Below are 19,248 nucleotides of genomic sequence, written 5' to 3' on the forward strand. Positions count from 1 at the left end.
CTTGGAGGGTCGCGTGACGGTTCAAGCCGGAAATTCGCGGCCTAGATCGTCATTCGGCTGATTTCCTGATAGGCGGACACGACTTTGTCGCGAATGGCGATAGCCGTCTGCAAAGTGCTCTCGGCGGCCATCACGGCTTCAACGACCTGTTGAACGGAAGCCTGTCCATCGACGCCAGCGATCGAAGCCGCCTCTCCTTCCTTGATCTTTTCGATGGCCCCTTGGGAAACCTGAGCCATGGCATCGGAAAAACTGACCTCGGCGGCAGCTTCGGCGCCACCCAGATCGGGGGTGCCGGCTGTGTAGCGCGTCGTTGACGCGCTCTTGAGAATGCCGTCGGTGGTCGCGGAAGACAGGGCGGAAATTTCGTTGATCATGCTCAATTCCTCAAAAGATCGATGTGGCGCATGACCATTTCACGGGCTTGCGTCATTACTTTCAGATTGGCTTCGTAGGACCGGTTGGTCTCGCGCATGTCCGCAAGCTCAAGCAGCGTGTTGACGTTCGGCATTTTCACATAGCCGTCGACATCGGCTGCCGGATGCCCAGGGTCGTACTCGACGGTGAAGGGGGCCTTGTCGGTTCCTATGCCCTTCACAGACACGAGATTGGCCTGTTGCGCGCGATCGAACTCGCTTTCGAACGTGATCGTCTTGCGCCGGTAGGGATCGTCGCCGGACGTCTCGCCAGTCGAACGCGCGTTGGCCAGGTTTTCAGATACGACACGCAACCTTTCGGACTGAGCCCTCAGTCCCGCTGCTGAAATATGAAGGGTGGCGGCTAACGGATCCGACATGACTGGTTTCCTTAGGATTTCACGGTCGAGAGGTACATTCGGTGAAAGGACTTCGCGATGGACGTGTTCAGCGAGTGATCGCGCGCCACCTCACCGACCTTCATGAGTTCCTGCTCGATGCTGACCGAGTTGCCGGAATGGGTGACGGTCCAGCTCTCAGCCTTTTCGACTTCGGACTGACGAGCCGCCTCAGTCGTCTGACCGAGATGTCCGTCGTGAGTCGCGGTCATGGCAAGCTGGGTCTTGCTGATCACCGAGGTGAACGGCTCCAGATCCTTGGCCCGGAACCCGGGCGTATTGGCATTTGCGATGTTCTCGGCGATTGTCGCCTCGCGCACCGAAAGCCATTCATTGTTGTTTGAAACGAGTTTGTTCAGGAACACCGGTTCCATCGAAAGTCTCCTCTCAATTCGGGTTGGGTTGGAAGGTAAGCGGGCAAGCTTGTCTGAGGCTGTACCGGCAAATTCGAAAAACTGACCTATCGTCAGCCTCGCGCAATCTTCGACAGACAGGATTGCACTTATCCGGTGCGCGCGCGGACCGGACGCAACCTTGTTGAGGAGAGACGACACAATGTTCGTGATGTCATTGCCGACAAGAAGGAAACGAAACCGTTTGGTTTCCGGACTGTTGACTGGAACGGGTCTGCCCATGAGCGCGGCGGCATTGTTCGTTGGCCTGTCGCCAACAGAGGCCGCGGATTTACAGGGCGTCGATTGCGCGTCCTATGCGAGAGCCTACGCGGATGCCCATGTCACTTCCGATCCGGGCAACCTGTCCGTCGCTGACGGCGGCATGCGTGGTGCTGTTATCGGCGGAGCCTGGGAGGGACCGGGCGGGGCCCGCCGTGGCGCGGCAGCCGGAGCAGCCCTTTCGGTTCTCGACTCCCTGGGGAACTATCCTTCCGGTTGGCGCGGCCTCTACGACATGGCCTACAGAATGTGCCGGAACAGCCAGTCGTCGGTTACGCATCGTCCAACGACTCTCGGCGATCCGTCCTATCGTCCCGCGCAACCACCCTTTGGATCGCTGGAACCGCCAGCCCCGCCGCTGCCGACGGCGCCACTGGCCCCTTCACGCTGAGGAAGCGAGATGTTGTCATTCATGTCCGACAAGAAAAGCGCTTCCGCAAAGGCCGCTCAACGGCGCATTCACGAACGTCAGCGTACGCGCCTTCGCCCAGGAAAACTGGCAAGTCTCAACAACGAGTACCTGTGCGATTGCACCATCCGGGATATCTCGGAGGGTGGCCTGCGTCTCGTACTGGATCGGAACGCCAGTCTGCCAAAGGAATTCTATGTATTTGACGCCGTGGCGCAAACCGTTGCGGAAGTGCAGCTTCGCTGGCGCGATGGCGTGGCCGCCGGGGTCGTCTATCTCGTCCCCCCTGCGGATATCAAGTTCTACGCCAACGCCGGCATAAGAAAGCTCGCCCAGAAATTCTACGCCGTGGAAGAGTGACAGCCACCCCGGGCGACTCGGTTTCACGGCCCCAACAAAGCCGAGGTCAGGGGGCTTCCAGGCTCCTTCAGCCCGTCGATGACGTTGAAATGATGCAGGCCCGGGTCGTGCCGGCAAACTGTTAGCGGCCAAGCCGCCGCAAGCATCTCAGACTGTCGGAGAAATTCCGGTAATTCCGAGCTCCCCACCCAGGCGACGACGGGACAATTCCCGACCGGCGTCTTCAAGGCGGGACTTTCCGCCACCGCATCTTCTTCCGTCATCTTGAACTTACGGTTCATTTCGGTTCTTAGAAGCGGGCGCAAATCGTGAAGCCCGCTGATCGACACCACTTTCTCGATCCGGGAAATCACGGCCGCAGGCAAGGCCGCATCCTCGCACAGCATGCGTGTCACCAGATGACCGCCAGCCGAGTGTCCTGTCAGGCGTATGGGTCCTGCGACGCGCGCTGCCGCTGTCTCGATGGCCTCGGTTATTTCCTGCGTGATTTCCGCGATGCGAACGTCCGGCGCCAGATCGTATCCCGGTAGACAGACCGTCCAGCCGTTTTCAAGACAGCCCCTTGCCAGATGAGACCAGGTGGACTTGTCGAACCTCAGCCAGTACCCGCCATGAACGAAGACAACGAGCCCTTTGGAGTTACCGCGCGGAAAAAACAGATCGAACCGTTGACGGTCGCCCTTACCGTAGCAGATGTCCAATTCCTTGCCCGCCCAGCCGGACCGGAACGCTTCCGCCTCTTTTGCCCAGCGGACCGGGTACTCCGCCGCTCCTTCGATATGCGCCGCATTGGCGTAAGCGTCGTCCCAATCGTCGATCTGCGGTTCCGTCATCTCAAATCCCCCTCAAGCGACTCTGTCGGATATTGCGTTCAGGTAGGCACAACAAACCGCTGGACGGATGATCCCGCAAGTGCCTGTCTTGTCAAATCGACCGAGCCCGGCATAACGTCGCTTGAAAACGAAAACTACGGGAGGAACAATGGAGCGCTCATCCAATCGCGTGGCCAACCTGGCACATTTCCTGACCAAGAACGCGCGCCGCTGGCCTGCGCGCACGGCGGTTGTTTGGGAGGAAAAAGCCTGGACCTGGTCGGAACTTGACGCCCGTGTGTCGGCGCTGGCCCAGGCCCTGCACAAGGAGTATGGCGTTGCAAAGGGCGACGCGTTGCTTGTTCAGGCTCAAAATTCCAACCAGATGATTGAAATCATGCTGGCCGCCTTTCGGCTGGGTGCGGTGTGGGTGCCCTGCAATTTCCGTCAGGCTCCGGGCGAGACCGCCTACGCCGCGCAGAAAGCCAACGCCAGGGTTTTCCTGTGCGACGCGGAATATGAGGATCAGGCCGAGGCGGTCAGACAAGCCGGAGCGGATCTGGCCGGCATCGTCAGCATCGGAGACAGCCCGTTCGCGGCCTCCTACGAAGATCTGGTCTCCGCCTACCTGTCATCTCCCTGCGACAACGCCCCCGTCGACTACAACGACCCCTGCTGGCTGTTCTTTACCTCCGGTTCGACCGGCCGGCCCAAGGCGGTTGTCCTCACCCATGGGCAAATCGGGTTTGTCTGCGTCAACTACATGACCGACCTTCTCTCCGGCACGACGGAAAGGGACGCCTCGCTTGTCATCGCCCCCCTGTCCCATGGCGCGGGACTGCATCTCATCGCACAGCTTTCCGCAGGAAGCGCGCACGTCTTGATGCCGAAGGGCGGTTTCAATCCTGCGAACGCCTTCCAGCTGATCGAAGAACACAATATCGGCAACCTTTTCACCGTGCCGACAATCGTCAAACGGCTGGTCGAGGATCCAGCCCTCGAGCGCTTCGATCACTCCAGCCTGCGGCATGTGATTTACGCGGGCGCCCCCATGTATCGCGAAGACCAGAAGCTTGCGCTTGAAAAACTCGGCAAGGTGCTCGTTCAGTACTACGGGCTCGGAGAGGTGACGGGCAACATCACCGTTCTGCGCCCGCAGGATCATTCGCTCGAGGACGGACCGCAGACCCGTGCCGGAACCTGCGGCACCGAACGAACCGGGATCGAGATCTCCATTCAGGATGACGAGGGAAAGATCCTTCCCCCTTTCGAAACCGGGGAGGTCTGCGTTATCGGCCCGGCCGTCTGTGCGGGTTATCTGAACGACGATGCGGCGAATGCCAAATCCTTCCGGAACGGCTGGTTTCGCACGGGCGATATCGGCCACATGGACGACGCGCGCTATCTCTATCTCACCGGCCGGGCCTCGGACATGTACATATCCGGCGGCTCGAACGTCTATCCGAAGGAAGTCGAGGAGGTTCTTCTCGCCCACCCCTCCCTGTCCGAAGTGGCCATTCTCGGAATACCCGATCCACAATGGGGGGAAATCGGCCTTGCGGTTTGCGTGGCGGCGGAAGGTGCGTCACCCGACCAGGAGGAGATCGCCACCTTTCTGTCCGGCAAGGTCGCCCGCTACAAGCAGCCTTCGCGCTATCTGTTCATCGATGAGATGCCCACAAGCGCCTATGGAAAGATCACGAAAAAGCTGGTTCGGACCTTCCTTGAGGAGCAGGGTTTTCTATGAGACGGCCGGCGCCCGGAACCCTGCAGGATATTAAGCACCCCGGTCCAAGAGCCGATGACCGGAGGCCCCATGTTCCCTGCCACGCCGAAGCCGCCACGATAGAGTTCGGCGCAAACGCGCCGCTGCTCGATGCCCTGGGATCCTGGGCTGGCCGCAACGGATACTCTTCCGCGGTGTTCGACCTGACGGGTCTTGAACTCGGTCCGTTCGACTATGTCATGCCCGACCGTGCCACGGATGACCGGCATGTCGCCTGGTACAGCGATACCAGGTCATCCGGAGGCGCCTGCATGAGCGATGGGGTTGCCATACTGGGCCATAGGAACGGCCACTGGTTTGCGCACATTCATGCATTTTGGGAAGACGCTGGAACCGGCCATCTCGCGCACCTGCTGCCCGACACCCTCGTCGCCAGCACCTGCTCGAGGATTTCAGGTTATGGGCTGAAAGGAGCAAAATTCGAGGTCGCCCCGGACCCCGAAACGGAATTTTCGCTCTTTCGCGTCAAGCCGGATGCGGCAAGCTGGACCGGCGGCGAGCCAAACGCCCTGATTGCCACCCTGGCCCCGTTCGAAGACCTCCAGAGAAGCGTGGAAGACCTCTCGTCTAAACTCAACGCCGACACATGTGCCGTTTACGGTGTCGGCAGCCTTGCCGGCGCGCGATTCGCGGAAGCCCCTCCCATGACCGCGCTGATCTCGGAAATCTTCGTCAATTCCCCTGACCTCCCGAAGAAAGGACGCGTTTCGAATCTGCCGGTAAGGGCCGTCGACCTCGACGGAGGTCTTCATGAGGGCCGGATCCTGGCAGGCGAAGGCCCGACCCTGATCACCTGCGAACTGCTGCTGATCCGCACCGTTGCGCCGGCCTGAGCGGACAAACGGCACGTTGCCGCAAGACCTGCAAACCCGTGCCCGACCAGCCGCAGCGGACAGGACGCACCCGGAACAGTAAGAGAACATTTACCCTTGCGGAACACAATGGGAACAGGTATGATGTTCTTGATTTGTACCAGCCCGAGATACGGTCAGGGGATTCCAAAATGCTCACACGCAAGCAGTACGAACTGCTCATGTTCATTCAAGAAAGACTGAAGGAAACCGGCGTGCCGCCGTCTTTCGATGAAATGAAGGATGCCCTGGATCTGCGCTCGAAATCGGGCATACATCGCCTCATCACGGCGCTTGAGGAACGCGGCTTTATCCGGCGTCTGCCGAACCGTGCCCGGGCAATGGAAGTCGTGCGACTGCCGGATTCGATTTCGCCCGGCCTCGGTCATCCGCGACCGCGAGGCAGTTTCTCTCCGGAAGTGATTGAGGGGTCCCTCGGCAAACCGGAGGCCGAGAAGCTTGCCCCCGAACCGGAGACATTTGGAACCGAAATTCCGGTGATGGGCCGGATTGCCGCCGGTGTACCGATCGAAGCCATCCAGACCCACAGCCACTCCATCACCGTGCCGCAGGAACTGCTCGGAAAGGGAGAGCATTACGCGCTGGAAGTGCGTGGCGACTCCATGATCGATGCCGGCATTCTTGACGGCGACACGGTCCTCATCCGCCGAACCGACACCGCGGACAGTGGCGATATCGTCGTCGCCCTTGTGGATGACGAGGAAGCGACACTGAAACGCCTGCGGAAAAAAGGCGCGTCGATCGCGCTGGAAGCGGCCAATCCGGCTTACGAAACCCGTATTTTCGGCCCCGGCCGCGTGAGGGTCCAGGGCCGGCTCGTCGCCCTGTTCCGTCAGTATTGACACGAAATCACGAACCGCGCGCCCTCTTATCGGGGCGCGCGCGATTGTCTCCTCAGACTTGTTCTTGTGACATCACCCGGCCGGTGCCAGGGTCTTGGTGGATCGGGAATTGCGAAAACGACCTTTTCGATCCGGGGGCGTTTCACCCCGTTCGGCCTGGTTTCCGATCTGCCCCTGTCGACCGGCCCCGCACCCTTGGTGGTGCTTTCGTTTTCTCTTTCCAACGACAACCAGATTGCGACCGCACCTCTCTTCTTTCTGATCTTCCTGTCGAGAAGTAGAGCCGCGCCGCACGCTTCAGGAGCGATTAGATCGCTCACGATGATATCGCCGAAGCGACAGTCGGATTCCAGGGCTCCGGCAAGCTTTGGTGTGGCAATTACGAGTGTGTATCGGCTTCCGTCTCGTCCTGCACCACCATGGCCGAATGCAACGCACCCCTTGGGATCGCAGCTCAACTGAGGCGATTTCATCTTGCGCGATGTAATCGCCTCGCTCGAGACACCTTCATCCTGCAGCCATAGCTCGCTGGCAAAAGTGTCGCGCCGCCCGGTATGTCTCAAGGTTCCGGTTTCATCCCGCGCGGCGATCAAAGTGCCTGACGCGGCAACAAGGATATCCGGAGGCCGTGAGACAGCCACCAACACGACGCCCAGAATAAGCGGAATAGCTGCCGTCAGACGCCTGCGTCCCGGAAGCAAAAGGGCAAGAAACAGCGCGGACAGAAGCAGGAAGGCGGCGAAGGCGCTCAATCGGCCAACCGAACCGGCCCCCTCTCCCAGTCCGGCAGTAAACTCCGCAATATCGAGAAGAATTGAGAGGCCGTAGGACATCGCCACAAGCGGCATCCAGGCGAGGCCGAAGGGCATCAGAACCAGCGCCAATGCTCCCGCGGGCATCACCAGCAGTGTGAAAACCGGCATTCCGAGAAGGTTGCCCAGCAGACCGAAGGGGGCAATTCGTCCAAAGTGATGCGCTCCGACGATACCCGTTGCCAGTCCGGCAACAAGCGCGGTCACGAAAACGCCCGCCCCCCATTTGAAAAGGAACCGGCCGATCCGGCCCGCGGTGCCGGGCATGGCGTCTTGTCCCACAGTCAATCTTTCCCGCCGCCGCCAGACATCATAGACCGCGACCAGACAGATCACCGCTGCGAAAGACATTTGAAACCCTGGAAAAAACAGACGTTCGGGCGCAAGGAGCAACAAAAACAAGCCGGCCAGCGCGACACTGCGCAGGGTCAGCCCCCTGCGGCCGAACAGCACGCCGAAGAACACAAGCGCGATCATCAGGAAAGAACGCTGCGTCGCGACGGCGGCCCCCGAGACGACCAGATAGGCAAAGGCCGCCGACAACGCGATGAGCGCGGCCCATTTGTGCGTCGGCCAGCGAAGCGTCCAGGATGGCACCAGCGCCAGCAGCAGATAGCAGGCACTGTAGGCCCCGCCTGCGAACAACGCCATGTGCAGCCCGGAGATTGCCAGGATGTGCGCGAGCCCCGCCGCCCGCAGATTGTCTTCCTGTTCCTCGGAAATACCCGAGCGCTCGCCGACCAGTAAGGCGACGGCCAATTCAGCCTCCGGATGTCCGGCTAGACTGTTTCTTATTCTGGAAGACAGAAAGTCCCGAACGCCTTGCACCCTGGCCGCAAGCGAAACACGGAAAGGCGTGTCGCCCGGTCCAATCGTTTCAGGAGCACCATAACTGAAGCCTGTCGCGCCGATTTGCGAGAAATAGGCCCGAAACGAAAAATCGTAACCGCCCGGGCTGACCGGTCCCGAGGGCGGAAATAACCTGGCACGAACACGAACAAGGTCGCCGACGCGCGCGTCTGTCTCCTTCGGAACCCGCACCCGCACGTATTCGGGAAACAACACTTCGTCCCGGCTTCGCCCATCCGCAGTCTCAACCTTCAATAGCAGCCGCAAAGCGGACCCCAGCCGGACGCGCTCGGCGATATGGCCCGTCACCGTGACATTCATCGCCTCCGCGAGCCGCGGCGCGTCCACTGAAGAAGTCCGGACCGCTCCAGCCGTGAGCCCGCTCACGACGGCGAACGCAAAAAGAACCGGCCTGCCGAGAGACCGTCCGCGCCCCTGCCAGGCTGCAACCACCCCTATCGATAGCCAGAGGAAGACCAGCAGGGGCCAAAAGGGATCCTCGGGCAAAAAGAAATATCCGGCGATTCCGGCCGCGAAGGCGAAACTCAGCCAGAGAAGACCCTGGCGGTCCCAAAAACCGTCGTCAGACGCCTCACCGCGCCGGTCCCCTGCACCGGTCGTCGACCGCCGCCAAAATTCACCGGGCCATTTCCCCTCCGCCGCCCGCCCATCGTCCTGCGCTGGTTTCTGTATTACCGAACCGGAATCAGCTTCCCGAGCCGGTTTCACACGGCGCTTGATTTTTAGTGTCGATGGCGGCGGGTCACGCGCCACCAATTGCTCTCACCTTTCCGGCCAAAATTGAAGAGAACTCCTGGTCACTTTGCCCCGGCAAAAGCCTGTGCTAAGACCGCGCCACGACAAGAGGCGCTCCTTGCGCCAGCATTCTGACAGAGACTTTCAAAAAGCACCATGGCACAAGACATCGTCACGCGTTTCGCGCCGTCCCCGACCGGTTTCCTCCATATCGGCGGAGCCCGCACCGCGCTCTTCAACTGGCTGTTCGCCAGGCATCACAACGGCAAGATGCTGCTTCGCATCGAGGACACGGATCGCGCCCGTTCAACACAGGAGGCAGTCGACGCCCTGATCGACGGCCTGACCTGGCTCGGGCTCGATTGGGACGGTGAGCCGGTCTCCCAGTTCTCCCGCGTCGACCGTCACAGGCAAGTTGTCGACCAGATGCTCGCCGACGGAACCGCCTATCGCTGCTACTGCTCCCCGGAAGAAGTCGACGCCATGCGCGAGAAGGCACGCGCGGAAGGCAGACCGCCGCGCTATGACGGCACCTGGCGCGAGCGTTCCGCGTCCGAAGCCCCTGAGGGTGTTGCTCCGGTCATCCGGCTCAAGGCGCCACGGGAAGGCGAAACGGTTGTCGACGATATGGTGCAAGGCCGCGTCGTGATCCCAAACAAGGATCTGGACGACTTCGTTCTGATGAGGTCCGACGGCACGCCGACCTATATGCTCGCCGTCGTGGTCGACGATCACGACATGGGCGTCACGCATATCATTCGTGGTGTTGACCATCTGACCAATGCCGCCCGCCAGACGCTGATCTTCAAGGCGCTTGGCTGGGACGTACCGCAGATGGCCCATATTCCACTTATCCATGGTCCCGACGGCGCGAAGCTCTCAAAGCGTCATGGAGCAACGGGTGCGGAAGCTTACCGTGCCATGGGATACCTGCCACAGGCGATGCGCAACTATCTCGCCCGTCTGGGCTGGAGCCATGGCGACGAGGAAATCATGTCACTGGAGGACATGATAAAATGGTTCAGGATGGACGCCGTCGGCCAGTCCGCGGCCCGTTTCGATTTCAAGAAACTTGAAAATCTAAACGGCCACTACATGCGGGCCACAAACGACGCCGAACTGCTGGGCCACTGGAAAACCTATCTCACCCACGCGGAAGACGGAGCCCCGGTTCTCCAATGGATGTCGAATCCGGACAACGAGAAAACCGCTCTCACCGCCCTTCCCGGCCTGAAAGAACGCGCCAAGACCCTTGTGGAGTTGACCGAAAGCGCCTCTTATCTGTGGCGCCAGCGTCCGCTGGACTCCGATGAAAAGGCCGAAAAGATCCTAACCGACGAAGCAAGGCAGATTTTGCGGGACCTCCACGGCGTTCTCTCCACCGTGCCCGAATGGGCTGCGGAACCGCTGGAAACCTCCGTCAAAGCCTATGCCGAGCAAAAGGACCTGAAGCTCGGCAAGGTGGCGCAACCGCTTCGCGCAGCTCTGACCGGCCGCGGCACTTCACCCGGCATTTATGACGTTCTGGTCGCCCTGGGGCAGGAAGAATCCCTCGGTAGAATTGACGATCAAGGTGCCTAGGGAACTGTCCGCCGCCACAACCGGCAACAATTCTCTCGTTGACCGTTTTCCGCCGATAAGCGCCCTTTGTCCGGCGGAAAATTACATTTGACCAAAGGGTTATACCGACCTGCTTGCGGCAGTGCGGTAAATGGGCTACGCAAGACGCGAAAAATTCTCCAGTGCCGTCCGGCACCCGCCATCTCCCTTTGCGAGACAGCCGGTTTCAGGACGGTTCGCCAGGTTAACGCAAAGGGGTTTTCTGAATGGCCGACAACAACGCCAAGCTCAACGTCGGTGGCAACGACCACTCTTTCGACGTTCTTGACGGCTCCATCGGACCGTCGGTTGTGAACATTTCGTCCTTGTACAAGGACACGGGAATGTTCACCTACGACCCGGGCTTTACCTCGACCGCGTCTTGCGAATCCAAAATCACCTATATCGACGGTGACGAAGGCACGCTGCTCTACCGCGGTTATCCCATCGAGCAGCTTGCCGACCATGGCGACTTTCTCGAGTCCTGCTATCTGCTGCTGTATGGCGAGCTTCCGACCAAGGCTCAAAAGGACGACTTCGTTCAACGGGTCACCTATCACACGATGATCCACGAGCAGATGAACCGGTTTTTCTCCGGCTTCCGCCGCGACGCGCACCCGATGGCGATCATGGTCGGCACGGTCGGCGCCCTGTCGGCCTTCTATCACGACTCCACCGACATCACCGACCCGCATCAGCGCATGGTCGCGTCTCTGCGCATGATCGCCAAAATGCCGACGATCGCCGCAATGGCGTTCAAGTACCACATCGGTCAGCCTTTCGTTTATCCGCGCAATGATCTGGATTACTCGGCGAACTTCCTGCACATGTGTTTTGCCGTGCCTTGCGAGGAATACAAGGTGAACCCGGTTCTCGCCCGTGCCATGGACCGTATCTTCATCCTGCACGCCGACCACGAACAGAACGCATCCACCTCCACGGTGCGTCTGGCCGGGTCTTCGGGCGCCAACCCGTTTGCCTGCATCGCAGCCGGCATCGCCTGTCTGTGGGGCCCCGCCCACGGCGGCGCGAACGAAGCGGCCCTGAACATGCTTTCGGAAATCGGAAGTGTCGACCGGATCCCCGAGTTCGTCGCCCGCGCGAAAGACAAAAACGATCCGTTCCGCCTGATGGGCTTCGGCCACAGGGTCTACAAGAACTACGACCCCCGCGCGCGGATCATGCAGAAGACCACTCACGAAGTGCTCGGAGAACTGGGCATCAAGGACGATCCGCTGCTGGATGTCGCGATCGAGCTGGAAAAAATCGCCCTCAACGACGAATATTTCGTCGAGAAAAAGCTTTATCCGAACATCGACTTCTATTCCGGCATCACATTGCGCGCTCTTGGTTTCCCGACCAACATGTTCACCGTTCTGTTCGCCCTCGCGCGCACGGTCGGCTGGATCGCCCAGTGGAAGGAAATGGTGGAAGATCCGTCCCAGCGTATCGGCCGTCCGCGCCAGCTTTACACAGGCGCCTCCAAACGCGACTACACGCCGATCGATCAGCGGCGTTGAACCTGGCAAAGGACCTTCAAGGTCAGCTCATCTGAGAAGAAAAAGCTCCCGGAAATGTTCCGGGAGCTTTTTTGCTTCATGTCCGGGAGATCGTCTCAGGGCGAGCCCGGTGCGATTGCATCAAAGACACGACAACATCGGCTGCCGCAGCGCTTTGACTGTATCCGTCCGGCAGCCGCATCTCATCATCGAGCCGGGCCAGCTCGGAAAGCTGGTCCCGCCGCTCCTCACTGTCCGAAAGCAAATTCGTCAGGTGGCGTGCCAGAATTTCCGGTTCAACCTCGTCATCCAGAAATTGAGGTATCGCCATCTTGCCGAGAATGATGTTCGGCAAAACGAAAGAGTCCACACTGGAGAACTTGAAGATCTTGTTGAGCTCTTTGATGCGGCGGAAGAACCAATCGATCTTGTAGGCAACGACCATCGGAACGCCGGCAAGAGCGAGCTCCAGCGACACGGTACCGGATGCCGCAAGAGCCGCATGGGCGCGCCGGAATGCCGCCTTCTTGGCGTCCAGACCCGTTACGATCTCCGGCTGAACCGGCCAATTGGCCACGCCTGCGCGAATGCGGTCTTCCAGGTGGCTTACCGCAGGCAGCGTGACCTCGATATCCGGCTCGGTTTGCTTCACCTTTGCGACGGTTTCACCAAACACATCCAAAAGACGGTCGATCTCGGATCGGCGGCTGCCGGGCAGCACCAGCAGAACCTTTTTCGCTCCGCGATCGTCCAGGGAAGCCCTTTCTCCGTCGGCAGGGCGCAATTCAGCGACGTTCTCGCTTAACGGATGACCGACATAGTGGGTATTCGGACCACCCAGCCTTCTATGAATTTCCGGTTCGAAAGGGAGCAACGCCAGAAGCTCATCGACATAGGCGCTCATCTTCTTCGCCCGGCCCGGCCTCCAGGCCCAAACCGAAGGAGAAACATAACCGACCACCGGTATCTCCGGTGCGCGGCGGCGAACCCTTTTCGCGACATTATGGGTAAAATCGGGGCTATCGACGATCACCAGAATATCCGGTTTCGCGGCAATAACGGCATCAACCGTCTGATAGATTCTGCGAACGATAAGCGGCAGTCGGGCAAGAACCGCGCTGATGCCCATGACCGATACATCGGACATCTCAAAAAAGCTGGCCAGACCAAGCGACGTCATGCGCTCGCCACCGACGCCGCAGTACCTGACCCCTTCCCCCAACCTGGCATTGAGGGCCTTCATCAGCTCGGATCCAAGCTGGTCCCCCGATTCCTCGCCCGCGACTATACAAATCGTTGGCATCGCACCAGTCATTAGAAGGCGTCCTCGGTGTCCCGCGCCCGGTCTATGCCGATTACAAACAATCCGGATTTGTCGGCCATGGCCAGGGTTTCGTCTTTTTCCGCGATCAACGCGCCATGGGCTTCGACCGCGATGCCCGCAAGACCCGCATCAACCGCAAGCTTGATTGTCTGTGGACCGACGGTCGGAAGATCCACCCGCAAATCCTGATCAGGCTTGGCCGTCTTTACGAGAACACCCGAACGCCCCTTAGCCCGTACCCGGCCAATGCGTTTCAGCTCCGCACAGCGGGCAAGCATGGCATCGGTTCCTTCTGCGCCTTCAAGCGCGACGACACGCCCGCCAACCGCCACCGCTGCCTGGCCGATATCGAGTTCACCCAGCTTCTCGGTCGCTTGCAGGGCAAGCTGCAAATCCCGCCAATCCGCGTCCTTCGGCCTTACCTTTCCCAGCACCCCGCTTGAAGCCAACAACTGAGGAGCGACGTCCTTGATCCCCACGATACGAAACCCCTCGACTTCAAACAGACGGATCACCTTGGTCAGCAAACTGTCGTCGCCGCCCGCCAGCGCACGAATGATGGTCGGCAGGCGCTTTAAGGTACCGAAATCGCCCAGGATCGACGTGAAATCCGGTCTTTTGGAAACCCCGCCTATGAGAAGCACATCCTGCGCGCCCGTTTTGTTCAGAAACTCATAAAGGCGGCCGATTTCTCCCCAGCCGAGTTCCGTATCGGCCAGGGCACGCGTACGCTCGTCCGCTTCGCCCTTGATCGCAACGACCCGAAAGGTTCGCCCCGAACCGGTCAACGCATCGGCAATCTGCCCTGGCAGACTGCCGTTGCCGGCTACAAGCGCAAGGCTTCTTATCTGCCCTTCCCCCGCGCCTGCCATCGCATCAGTCTTCGAGCCCAGGCGTACAGAAGCGCCGGTCATCCTTTTCCAGGATAAAATCGGTCACGGTCCTGACCAGCGGCTGATCGGTCATCTCCGCAGCGATTGCCTCCGCCCGGCTGCGCAACGTGCCTTCAGTGCTTTCAAACAGGTCCCGATAGGCCGCCCGCAGGGCATGGATCTGCTCGCGGGGAAAATTCGCCCGCTTCAGACCGATAAGATTCAAACCGCCCAGTTTCGCGCGGTTTCCGGTGACCATGCCAAAGGGAATAAGATCGTTTTCCAAGCCAGACAGACCGCCGACAAAAGCATTCCTGCCGATACGCGCAAACTGAATGACGGCTGAGCCTCCACCGAAGATGACATTGTCTCCGACGTCCACATGTCCGGCGATCATGACATTGTTGGAGAGGATGATCCGGCTTCCGAGATGGCTGTCGTGACCGACATGAGAATTCGCCAGAAAGGCGCAATTGTCGCCGATCGTCGTCGAAGAACCGCCGGCCTCCGTCCCCGGATTGATTGTCACCCCTTCACGGATGATGCAGCCCTCGCCGATCGTAAGGGTCGCCTTCTCGCCCCTGAACTTCAGGTCCTGCGCCTGATGCCCGATGGAGGCGAAGGGAAAAATGGAGGTACCGGCGCCAATCGACGTTTCCCCGGCCACGGCCACATGCGACTTCAGCTCGACATCGTCGCCAAGAGAGACCTGCGGACCGACCACACAGAAGGGTCCGATGCGAACCCCTTCGCCAATGACGGCCCCGTCTTCGATGACGGCTGTCGGATGAATGTTAGTCATGTATCCTCACGCATCCACCAGCATGGCACTCACCTCGGCTTCGGCAACCTTGGCGCCTTCAACCAGGGCGACGGCATCGAATTTCCAGATGTTGGCCCGCTGCCTGATTTTCTTGACATGAAAATGGACCTGATCGCCGGGCATAACCGGCTTTCGGAACTTGGCCTTGTCGATGGTCATGAAATAGACAAGTTGCGGCGGCGCATCGTCGCCTCTCGAATGAACGCAAAGCGCCCCGGCGGTCTGGGCCATCGCCTCGATCAGAAGCACGCCGGGAAAAACCGGTTGCTCCGGAAAGTGACCGCTGAAATGCGGTTCGTTGATCGTGACGTTCTTTATGCCGATACAGCTGTTATCGCCGTCCATTTCGATGATCTTATCGATAAGCAAAAACGGATAACGATGCGGCAAAAGCTTCAGGATGCGCATGATATCCGCGCTGGCCAGCACCTTGTTTTCTATTTCATCCATGTAAAGCCCCTCGGCAAATGAGCGCCTTCAGATCCAAATATGTTGTCGTTTACGACCCGCTGCCACGCTCTGCAAGTTTTCTGACCGCCGCGACCTCGCGGAACCACTGTTTGACGGGTTTTGCGGGTGCGCCGCCATAGCGGCCTCCCGGCGCCAAATCGTCGCCCACCACGCTGACCGCCGCGACCTGCGCCCCCATGCCGATTGTCACGTGCCCCCGAACGCCGGTTTGACCGCCAATCGCAACGAAATCCTCGAGCGTGCAGCTACCCGAAAGACCGACCTGGGAAACGAGAACACAGTGACGACCGATAACCACATTATGTCCGATCTGAACCTGGTTATCGATTTTTGTGCCTTCCCCAATGATGGTATCCCGATTGGCGCCCCGGTCGATGGTCGTGTTCGCGCCGACTTCCACATCGTCCTGAACGATCACGCGACCGACCTGTGGCACCTTCAGATGGCCTTGCGGGCCCATCGCGTATCCGAAGCCATCCTGCCCGCAGCATACGCCAGGATGGAAATAGACACGATTGCCAAGAACAGAATGCTGAACAGAGCAATTTGGCCCAATCACGCAATCACGGCCAATCTTAACACCGCGTCCGATCACGGCGTTGGCCCGGATTACCGTCCCCGTGCCGATTTCGGCGCCGGCTGCGATCACCGCCCCGGGTTCGACCGTAACTCCCGGTTCAAGACGCGCCTGACTGTCGACCGCCGCCCGTTCTGAAACGAACGGATCAACATCGTCTTTCGGCACCATTGCCGCGGGAAAAAGTTTCGCCAGAACCTTGGCCCAGGACCGATAGGGATCCGCACACACCAGCAATGCAACGCCCTCCGGCACCTTGTCCTTGTGGCGTTTGCCGACGAGGCAGGCAGCGGCAGTCGTTGTCTCAAGTTGTTTGAGGTAGGCGGTGTTGTCGAAGAATACGAGACTGCCCGGCCCGGCCTCCTCCAAGGGAGCAACGCCGGTTATTTCCAAAGTTCCCTCTCCCCGCGCGACCTCGGCTTCAGCCCAGTCGGCGATATCGGATAGGGAAACGGGAGCAGGCGTTTCGAAGAATCTTGGCTCGGACATGATTTAATCCTTGTTGGCCAGCCAACAAAAAAGGCCGCCGGTGCTTCGGCGGCCGTTTTTTATCTCATATGACCGCACTTTAGAAGCGGGTACCGCCACTTAACCGGAAGATCTGGGTTTGGTCCGAATCTTCCTTCACGAGCGGATAAGCGAAGTCGGCCCGGATCGGCCCGAAGGGCGACTGCCAGCGGATACCCGCACCGACCGACGCACGCAGCGCGAAGTCATTGGAGTCGATCACGCCGCCGTTGTTCTCCACGAGATTGACCAGATCGCTATCTGCGTCCCAGAGTGAGCCGGCATCCGCGAACACTGCGCCGCTGAGCCCGATTTCCTTGGGGATGATCGGGAACGGGAACACGGACTCGGCGGTTGCGGCGAAGTAGAAACGACCGCCAATCGCATCTTCCGTGCGCGCATCCCGGGGGCCGATACCCTGATTTTCAAAGCCGCGAACAAGCGTGCCGCCAAGCATGAACTGATCGGAAACCCTCAGGCGCTCGTCACCGATGGCCATGATGTTACCACCGCGAACCGCAAGGCTGCCGACAAGACCGTAATCCGCCAGAATTTCCTTGTAGGCGCGTGCCTCGGCTTCGGTCTTGATGTAGTAGCTGTCGCCACCCACGCCGGCGAATTCCTGCCCGAAGGACGCGTAGATGCCATCCGTCGGATCGAGGAAACGATCCAGCGTGTTGTAGCGGAACTCATAACCGACCAACGACGTCAGATAGGTACCGAGCGAGTCACAGACCGCAAGGGACAGCTTGGACGTGTTACAGTTGTTGATGTTCGTGGACTGGTCGTCCGGATCCGTGTTCTGCTCCTGGAACAGGTTGTAGAACAAACGAACCGTCAGCTCGTCTTCCCGAAGAGGAAGCGTGAAACCAATCGCACCGCCGGTCGTTTCCTGATCGAAGGATCGGTAGTCGTTGGCATCGTCAACCCGCCGATACAGGTCCAGATCCATGGCGATGCGCCGACCCATGAAGAACGGCTCGACAAAGCGGAACTCGTAGGACTGGGTATCCGTACCGCCACCAACGGCGATCTTCACGAACTGACCGCGGCCCAGGAAGTTCTTTTCCGTGATCGAGATATCGCCAACGATTCCATCGACCGTGGAATAGCCGACACCGAAGGAGATTTCTCCAGTCGGCTTCTCTTCCACCCTTACGTTGACGACCACGCGGTCCGGAGAGCTGCCCTGCTGCGTCGTGATCGCGACACGCTCGAAGAAACCGAGATTCTTCAGCCGGCGCTCCGCCTTGTCGAGAAGCGCCCTGTTGAAGGCATCCCCTTCGGCGATGTCGAATTCGCGGCGAATGACATACTCGCGAGTCCGGTCGTTACCGATGATATTGATCCGCTCGACATAGGCCCGCGAACCTTCCTCGATGTAGTAAATCAACGAGATCGTGTTGTTGTCGTAGTCGCGCGCACCCCGAGGACGAACGCGAGCGAAGGCATACCCTTCTTCCGACACGCGCAACGTGATGTCTTCAACAGTCTGCTCGATACGGAGGGCGTTGAAGGTCTGACCCGAACGGGTCCGCAGCAAGCGGCGAAGCTCATCGGGATCGACATCGGAGATCGTCGAAACGATTTCCACGTCCCCGATCTTGTATTTTTCACCCTCGTCGACCGTGAAGGTCACGTAGAAGATGTTCTGCTCGCGATCGAGATCCGCGCTCACGGAGACAATACGGAAGTCCGCATAGCCCTTTTTGTTGTAGTACTGACGCAGCAGCTCTTCATCCGCGGCCAACCGGTCTGGATCATAGGTGTCCGAGCTGCGCAACCAGCTCAACAACCCGCTCTCCCGTGTCCGGATGACTTCCCTCAAGCGCCCGTCGCTGAAAGCCTTGTTGCCGATGAAGCTGATGCGCTCCACACCGGTCTTCGCACCTTCGTTGATCTCGAAGACCAGGTCGACGCGGTTCTGGCCGCGATCGATGATCTTCGGTTCAACGGACGCGCCGTAACGGCCGGAACGACGATAGGATTCAAGAATGTTTTGAACGTCCGCCTGAACCTTGGCGCGCGACAGCATCGCCCGCGGCTGCGAACGGACTGCCGTACCGAGCGCCTCGTCGTTGATCTTGCGATTACCCTCGAAGGAAACCCTGTTGATGATCGGGTTCTCCGTAACGGTAACGACGACAACGCTGCCACGAGGGGTGATGTCGACCGTGGCGAACAGGCCGGTAGCGTACAACGCCTTCAGAGACTCATCGACGTCGTACGCGCTGTAGGAACGCCCGGGAACGATGGTCAGGTAACTGATAACGGTCTCGTCCTCGACACGCGTATTGCCATTGACCTGAATGGTTCTGGCAACGGCGGCTTCTGCCGGCGTAACGAAGGAAAAGGACCCATTCCCATGAGGCAGCGCCGCTCCCGCTGTGAACATGGCGACGGCCATCAAAACGGCCTGTATGTATTTCTGCAATCGCTGCATTAGTGCGCTATGCCTTTGTTTTTAAACCCCTCCCGAGACCCGCTTCACCCCAGCGGATTCTCGGAACCGAGGATCGTTTTATAGGTTTTTACCGATAACGCAACCGCCCTTCGTGGCTGAAAGCGATTTAGTCAGAAGACGTTGCGT

The 19,248-nt window shown here is 59.6% G+C and carries 18 protein-coding genes; 7 read left to right on the plus strand and 11 right to left on the minus strand.

Going from position 1 to position 19,248, the window contains the following annotated elements; translation table 11 throughout:
• Window positions 1-41: 41 nt before the first annotated feature.
• Genes JF539_RS10360 through flgB form a run of 3 tightly spaced genes read right to left on the minus strand, consistent with a single transcriptional unit; the run spans window position 42 to window position 1,188 of the window.
• Entirely contained in the window at window positions 42-377 is a 336-nt protein-coding gene (locus tag JF539_RS10360) for a flagellar hook-basal body complex protein FliE (RefSeq protein WP_207140262.1), read from the minus strand.
• Window positions 378-379: 2 nt separating this feature from the next.
• Window positions 380-796, minus strand: coding sequence for a flagellar basal body rod protein FlgC (gene flgC / locus JF539_RS10365; RefSeq protein WP_207140264.1), 417 nt, complete (start codon window positions 794-796; stop codon window positions 380-382).
• Between the two features lie 11 nt (window positions 797-807).
• Window positions 808-1,188: a flagellar basal body rod protein FlgB gene (flgB, locus tag JF539_RS10370; RefSeq protein WP_207140265.1), complete on the minus strand. Its 381-nt coding sequence runs from the start codon at window positions 1,186-1,188 to the stop codon at window positions 808-810.
• A gap of 259 nt (window positions 1,189-1,447) precedes the next feature.
• On the opposite strand from flgB, the gene JF539_RS10375 reads away from it, so the two are divergent.
• Together JF539_RS10375 and JF539_RS10380 are read left to right on the plus strand one after the other, a co-directional pair.
• Entirely contained in the window at window positions 1,448-1,879 is a 432-nt protein-coding gene (locus tag JF539_RS10375; RefSeq protein WP_207140267.1) for a hypothetical protein, read from the plus strand.
• Between the two features lie 21 nt (window positions 1,880-1,900).
• Window positions 1,901-2,257: a PilZ domain-containing protein gene (locus tag JF539_RS10380; protein WP_209017082.1), complete on the plus strand. Its 357-nt coding sequence runs from the start codon at window positions 1,901-1,903 to the stop codon at window positions 2,255-2,257.
• Window positions 2,258-2,280: 23 nt separating this feature from the next.
• Here the strand turns inward: JF539_RS10380 and JF539_RS10385 are convergent, their stop codons facing one another.
• Window positions 2,281-3,090, minus strand: coding sequence for an alpha/beta hydrolase (locus tag JF539_RS10385; protein ID WP_207140270.1), 810 nt, complete (start codon window positions 3,088-3,090; stop codon window positions 2,281-2,283).
• Between the two features lie 121 nt (window positions 3,091-3,211).
• Between JF539_RS10385 and JF539_RS10390 the strand changes: the two genes are divergently transcribed.
• The 3 genes from JF539_RS10390 (at window position 3,212) to lexA (ending at window position 6,569) form a co-directional block, all read left to right on the plus strand.
• Complete coding sequence (locus JF539_RS10390) at window positions 3,212-4,816, plus strand: acyl-CoA synthetase (protein WP_268957529.1); 1,605 nt, start codon at window positions 3,212-3,214, stop codon at window positions 4,814-4,816.
• Entirely contained in the window at window positions 4,813-5,688 is an 876-nt protein-coding gene (locus JF539_RS10395) for a hypothetical protein (protein ID WP_209017083.1), read from the plus strand. The genes JF539_RS10390 and JF539_RS10395 overlap by 4 nt, the downstream gene beginning before the upstream one ends.
• Window positions 5,689-5,858: 170 nt before the next feature.
• Complete coding sequence (lexA, locus tag JF539_RS10400) at window positions 5,859-6,569, plus strand: transcriptional repressor LexA (RefSeq protein ID WP_207140274.1); 711 nt, start codon at window positions 5,859-5,861, stop codon at window positions 6,567-6,569.
• Window positions 6,570-6,595: 26 nt separating this feature from the next.
• On the opposite strand, the gene JF539_RS10405 is transcribed toward lexA, so the two are convergent.
• Complete coding sequence (locus JF539_RS10405; RefSeq protein WP_328809227.1) at window positions 6,596-9,004, minus strand: ComEC/Rec2 family competence protein; 2,409 nt, start codon at window positions 9,002-9,004, stop codon at window positions 6,596-6,598.
• A 138-nt stretch (window positions 9,005-9,142) separates the two neighbouring features.
• On the opposite strand from JF539_RS10405, the gene gltX reads away from it, so the two are divergent.
• Window positions 9,143-10,567, plus strand: coding sequence for a glutamate--tRNA ligase (gltX, locus tag JF539_RS10410; RefSeq protein WP_207140278.1), 1,425 nt, complete (start codon window positions 9,143-9,145; stop codon window positions 10,565-10,567).
• Window positions 10,568-10,812: 245 nt separating this feature from the next.
• The gene (gene gltA / locus JF539_RS10415) at window positions 10,813-12,105 is read left to right on the plus strand and encodes a citrate synthase (protein ID WP_207140280.1); all 1,293 of its coding nucleotides are present in this window, start codon (window positions 10,813-10,815) and stop codon (window positions 12,103-12,105) included.
• A 76-nt stretch (window positions 12,106-12,181) separates the two neighbouring features.
• On the opposite strand, the gene lpxB is transcribed toward gltA, so the two are convergent.
• The 6 genes from lpxB to bamA form a co-directional block, all read right to left on the minus strand.
• On the minus strand, window positions 12,182-13,399 hold the full coding sequence (lpxB, locus tag JF539_RS10420; RefSeq protein ID WP_207140282.1) for a lipid-A-disaccharide synthase: 1,218 nt from the start codon (window positions 13,397-13,399) through the stop codon (window positions 12,182-12,184).
• The gene (locus JF539_RS10425) at window positions 13,399-14,322 is read right to left on the minus strand and encodes an LpxI family protein (protein ID WP_209017084.1); all 924 of its coding nucleotides are present in this window, start codon (window positions 14,320-14,322) and stop codon (window positions 13,399-13,401) included. The genes lpxB and JF539_RS10425 overlap by 1 nt, the downstream gene beginning before the upstream one ends.
• The gene (gene lpxA, locus JF539_RS10430; RefSeq protein ID WP_207140284.1) at window positions 14,285-15,082 is read right to left on the minus strand and encodes an acyl-ACP--UDP-N-acetylglucosamine O-acyltransferase; all 798 of its coding nucleotides are present in this window, start codon (window positions 15,080-15,082) and stop codon (window positions 14,285-14,287) included. Before lpxA ends, JF539_RS10425 begins: the two co-directional genes overlap by 38 nt.
• A 6-nt stretch (window positions 15,083-15,088) precedes the next feature.
• Window positions 15,089-15,553 (minus strand): 3-hydroxyacyl-ACP dehydratase FabZ, encoded by a 465-nt coding sequence (fabZ, locus tag JF539_RS10435; protein WP_207140291.1) that lies wholly within the window; start codon window positions 15,551-15,553, stop codon window positions 15,089-15,091.
• A 49-nt stretch (window positions 15,554-15,602) separates the two neighbouring features.
• Window positions 15,603-16,640, minus strand: a complete 1,038-nt coding sequence (gene lpxD / locus JF539_RS10440; protein ID WP_207140293.1) for a UDP-3-O-(3-hydroxymyristoyl)glucosamine N-acyltransferase — start codon at window positions 16,638-16,640, stop codon at window positions 15,603-15,605.
• A gap of 79 nt (window positions 16,641-16,719) precedes the next feature.
• On the minus strand, window positions 16,720-19,101 hold the full coding sequence (gene bamA, locus JF539_RS10445) for an outer membrane protein assembly factor BamA (RefSeq protein ID WP_207140296.1): 2,382 nt from the start codon (window positions 19,099-19,101) through the stop codon (window positions 16,720-16,722).
• Window positions 19,102-19,248: the final 147 nt, after the last annotated feature.

This window comes from Roseibium aggregatum, assembly GCF_017309185.1.
Taxonomy (GTDB): Bacteria; Pseudomonadota; Alphaproteobacteria; order Rhizobiales; family Stappiaceae; genus Roseibium; species Roseibium aggregatum_B.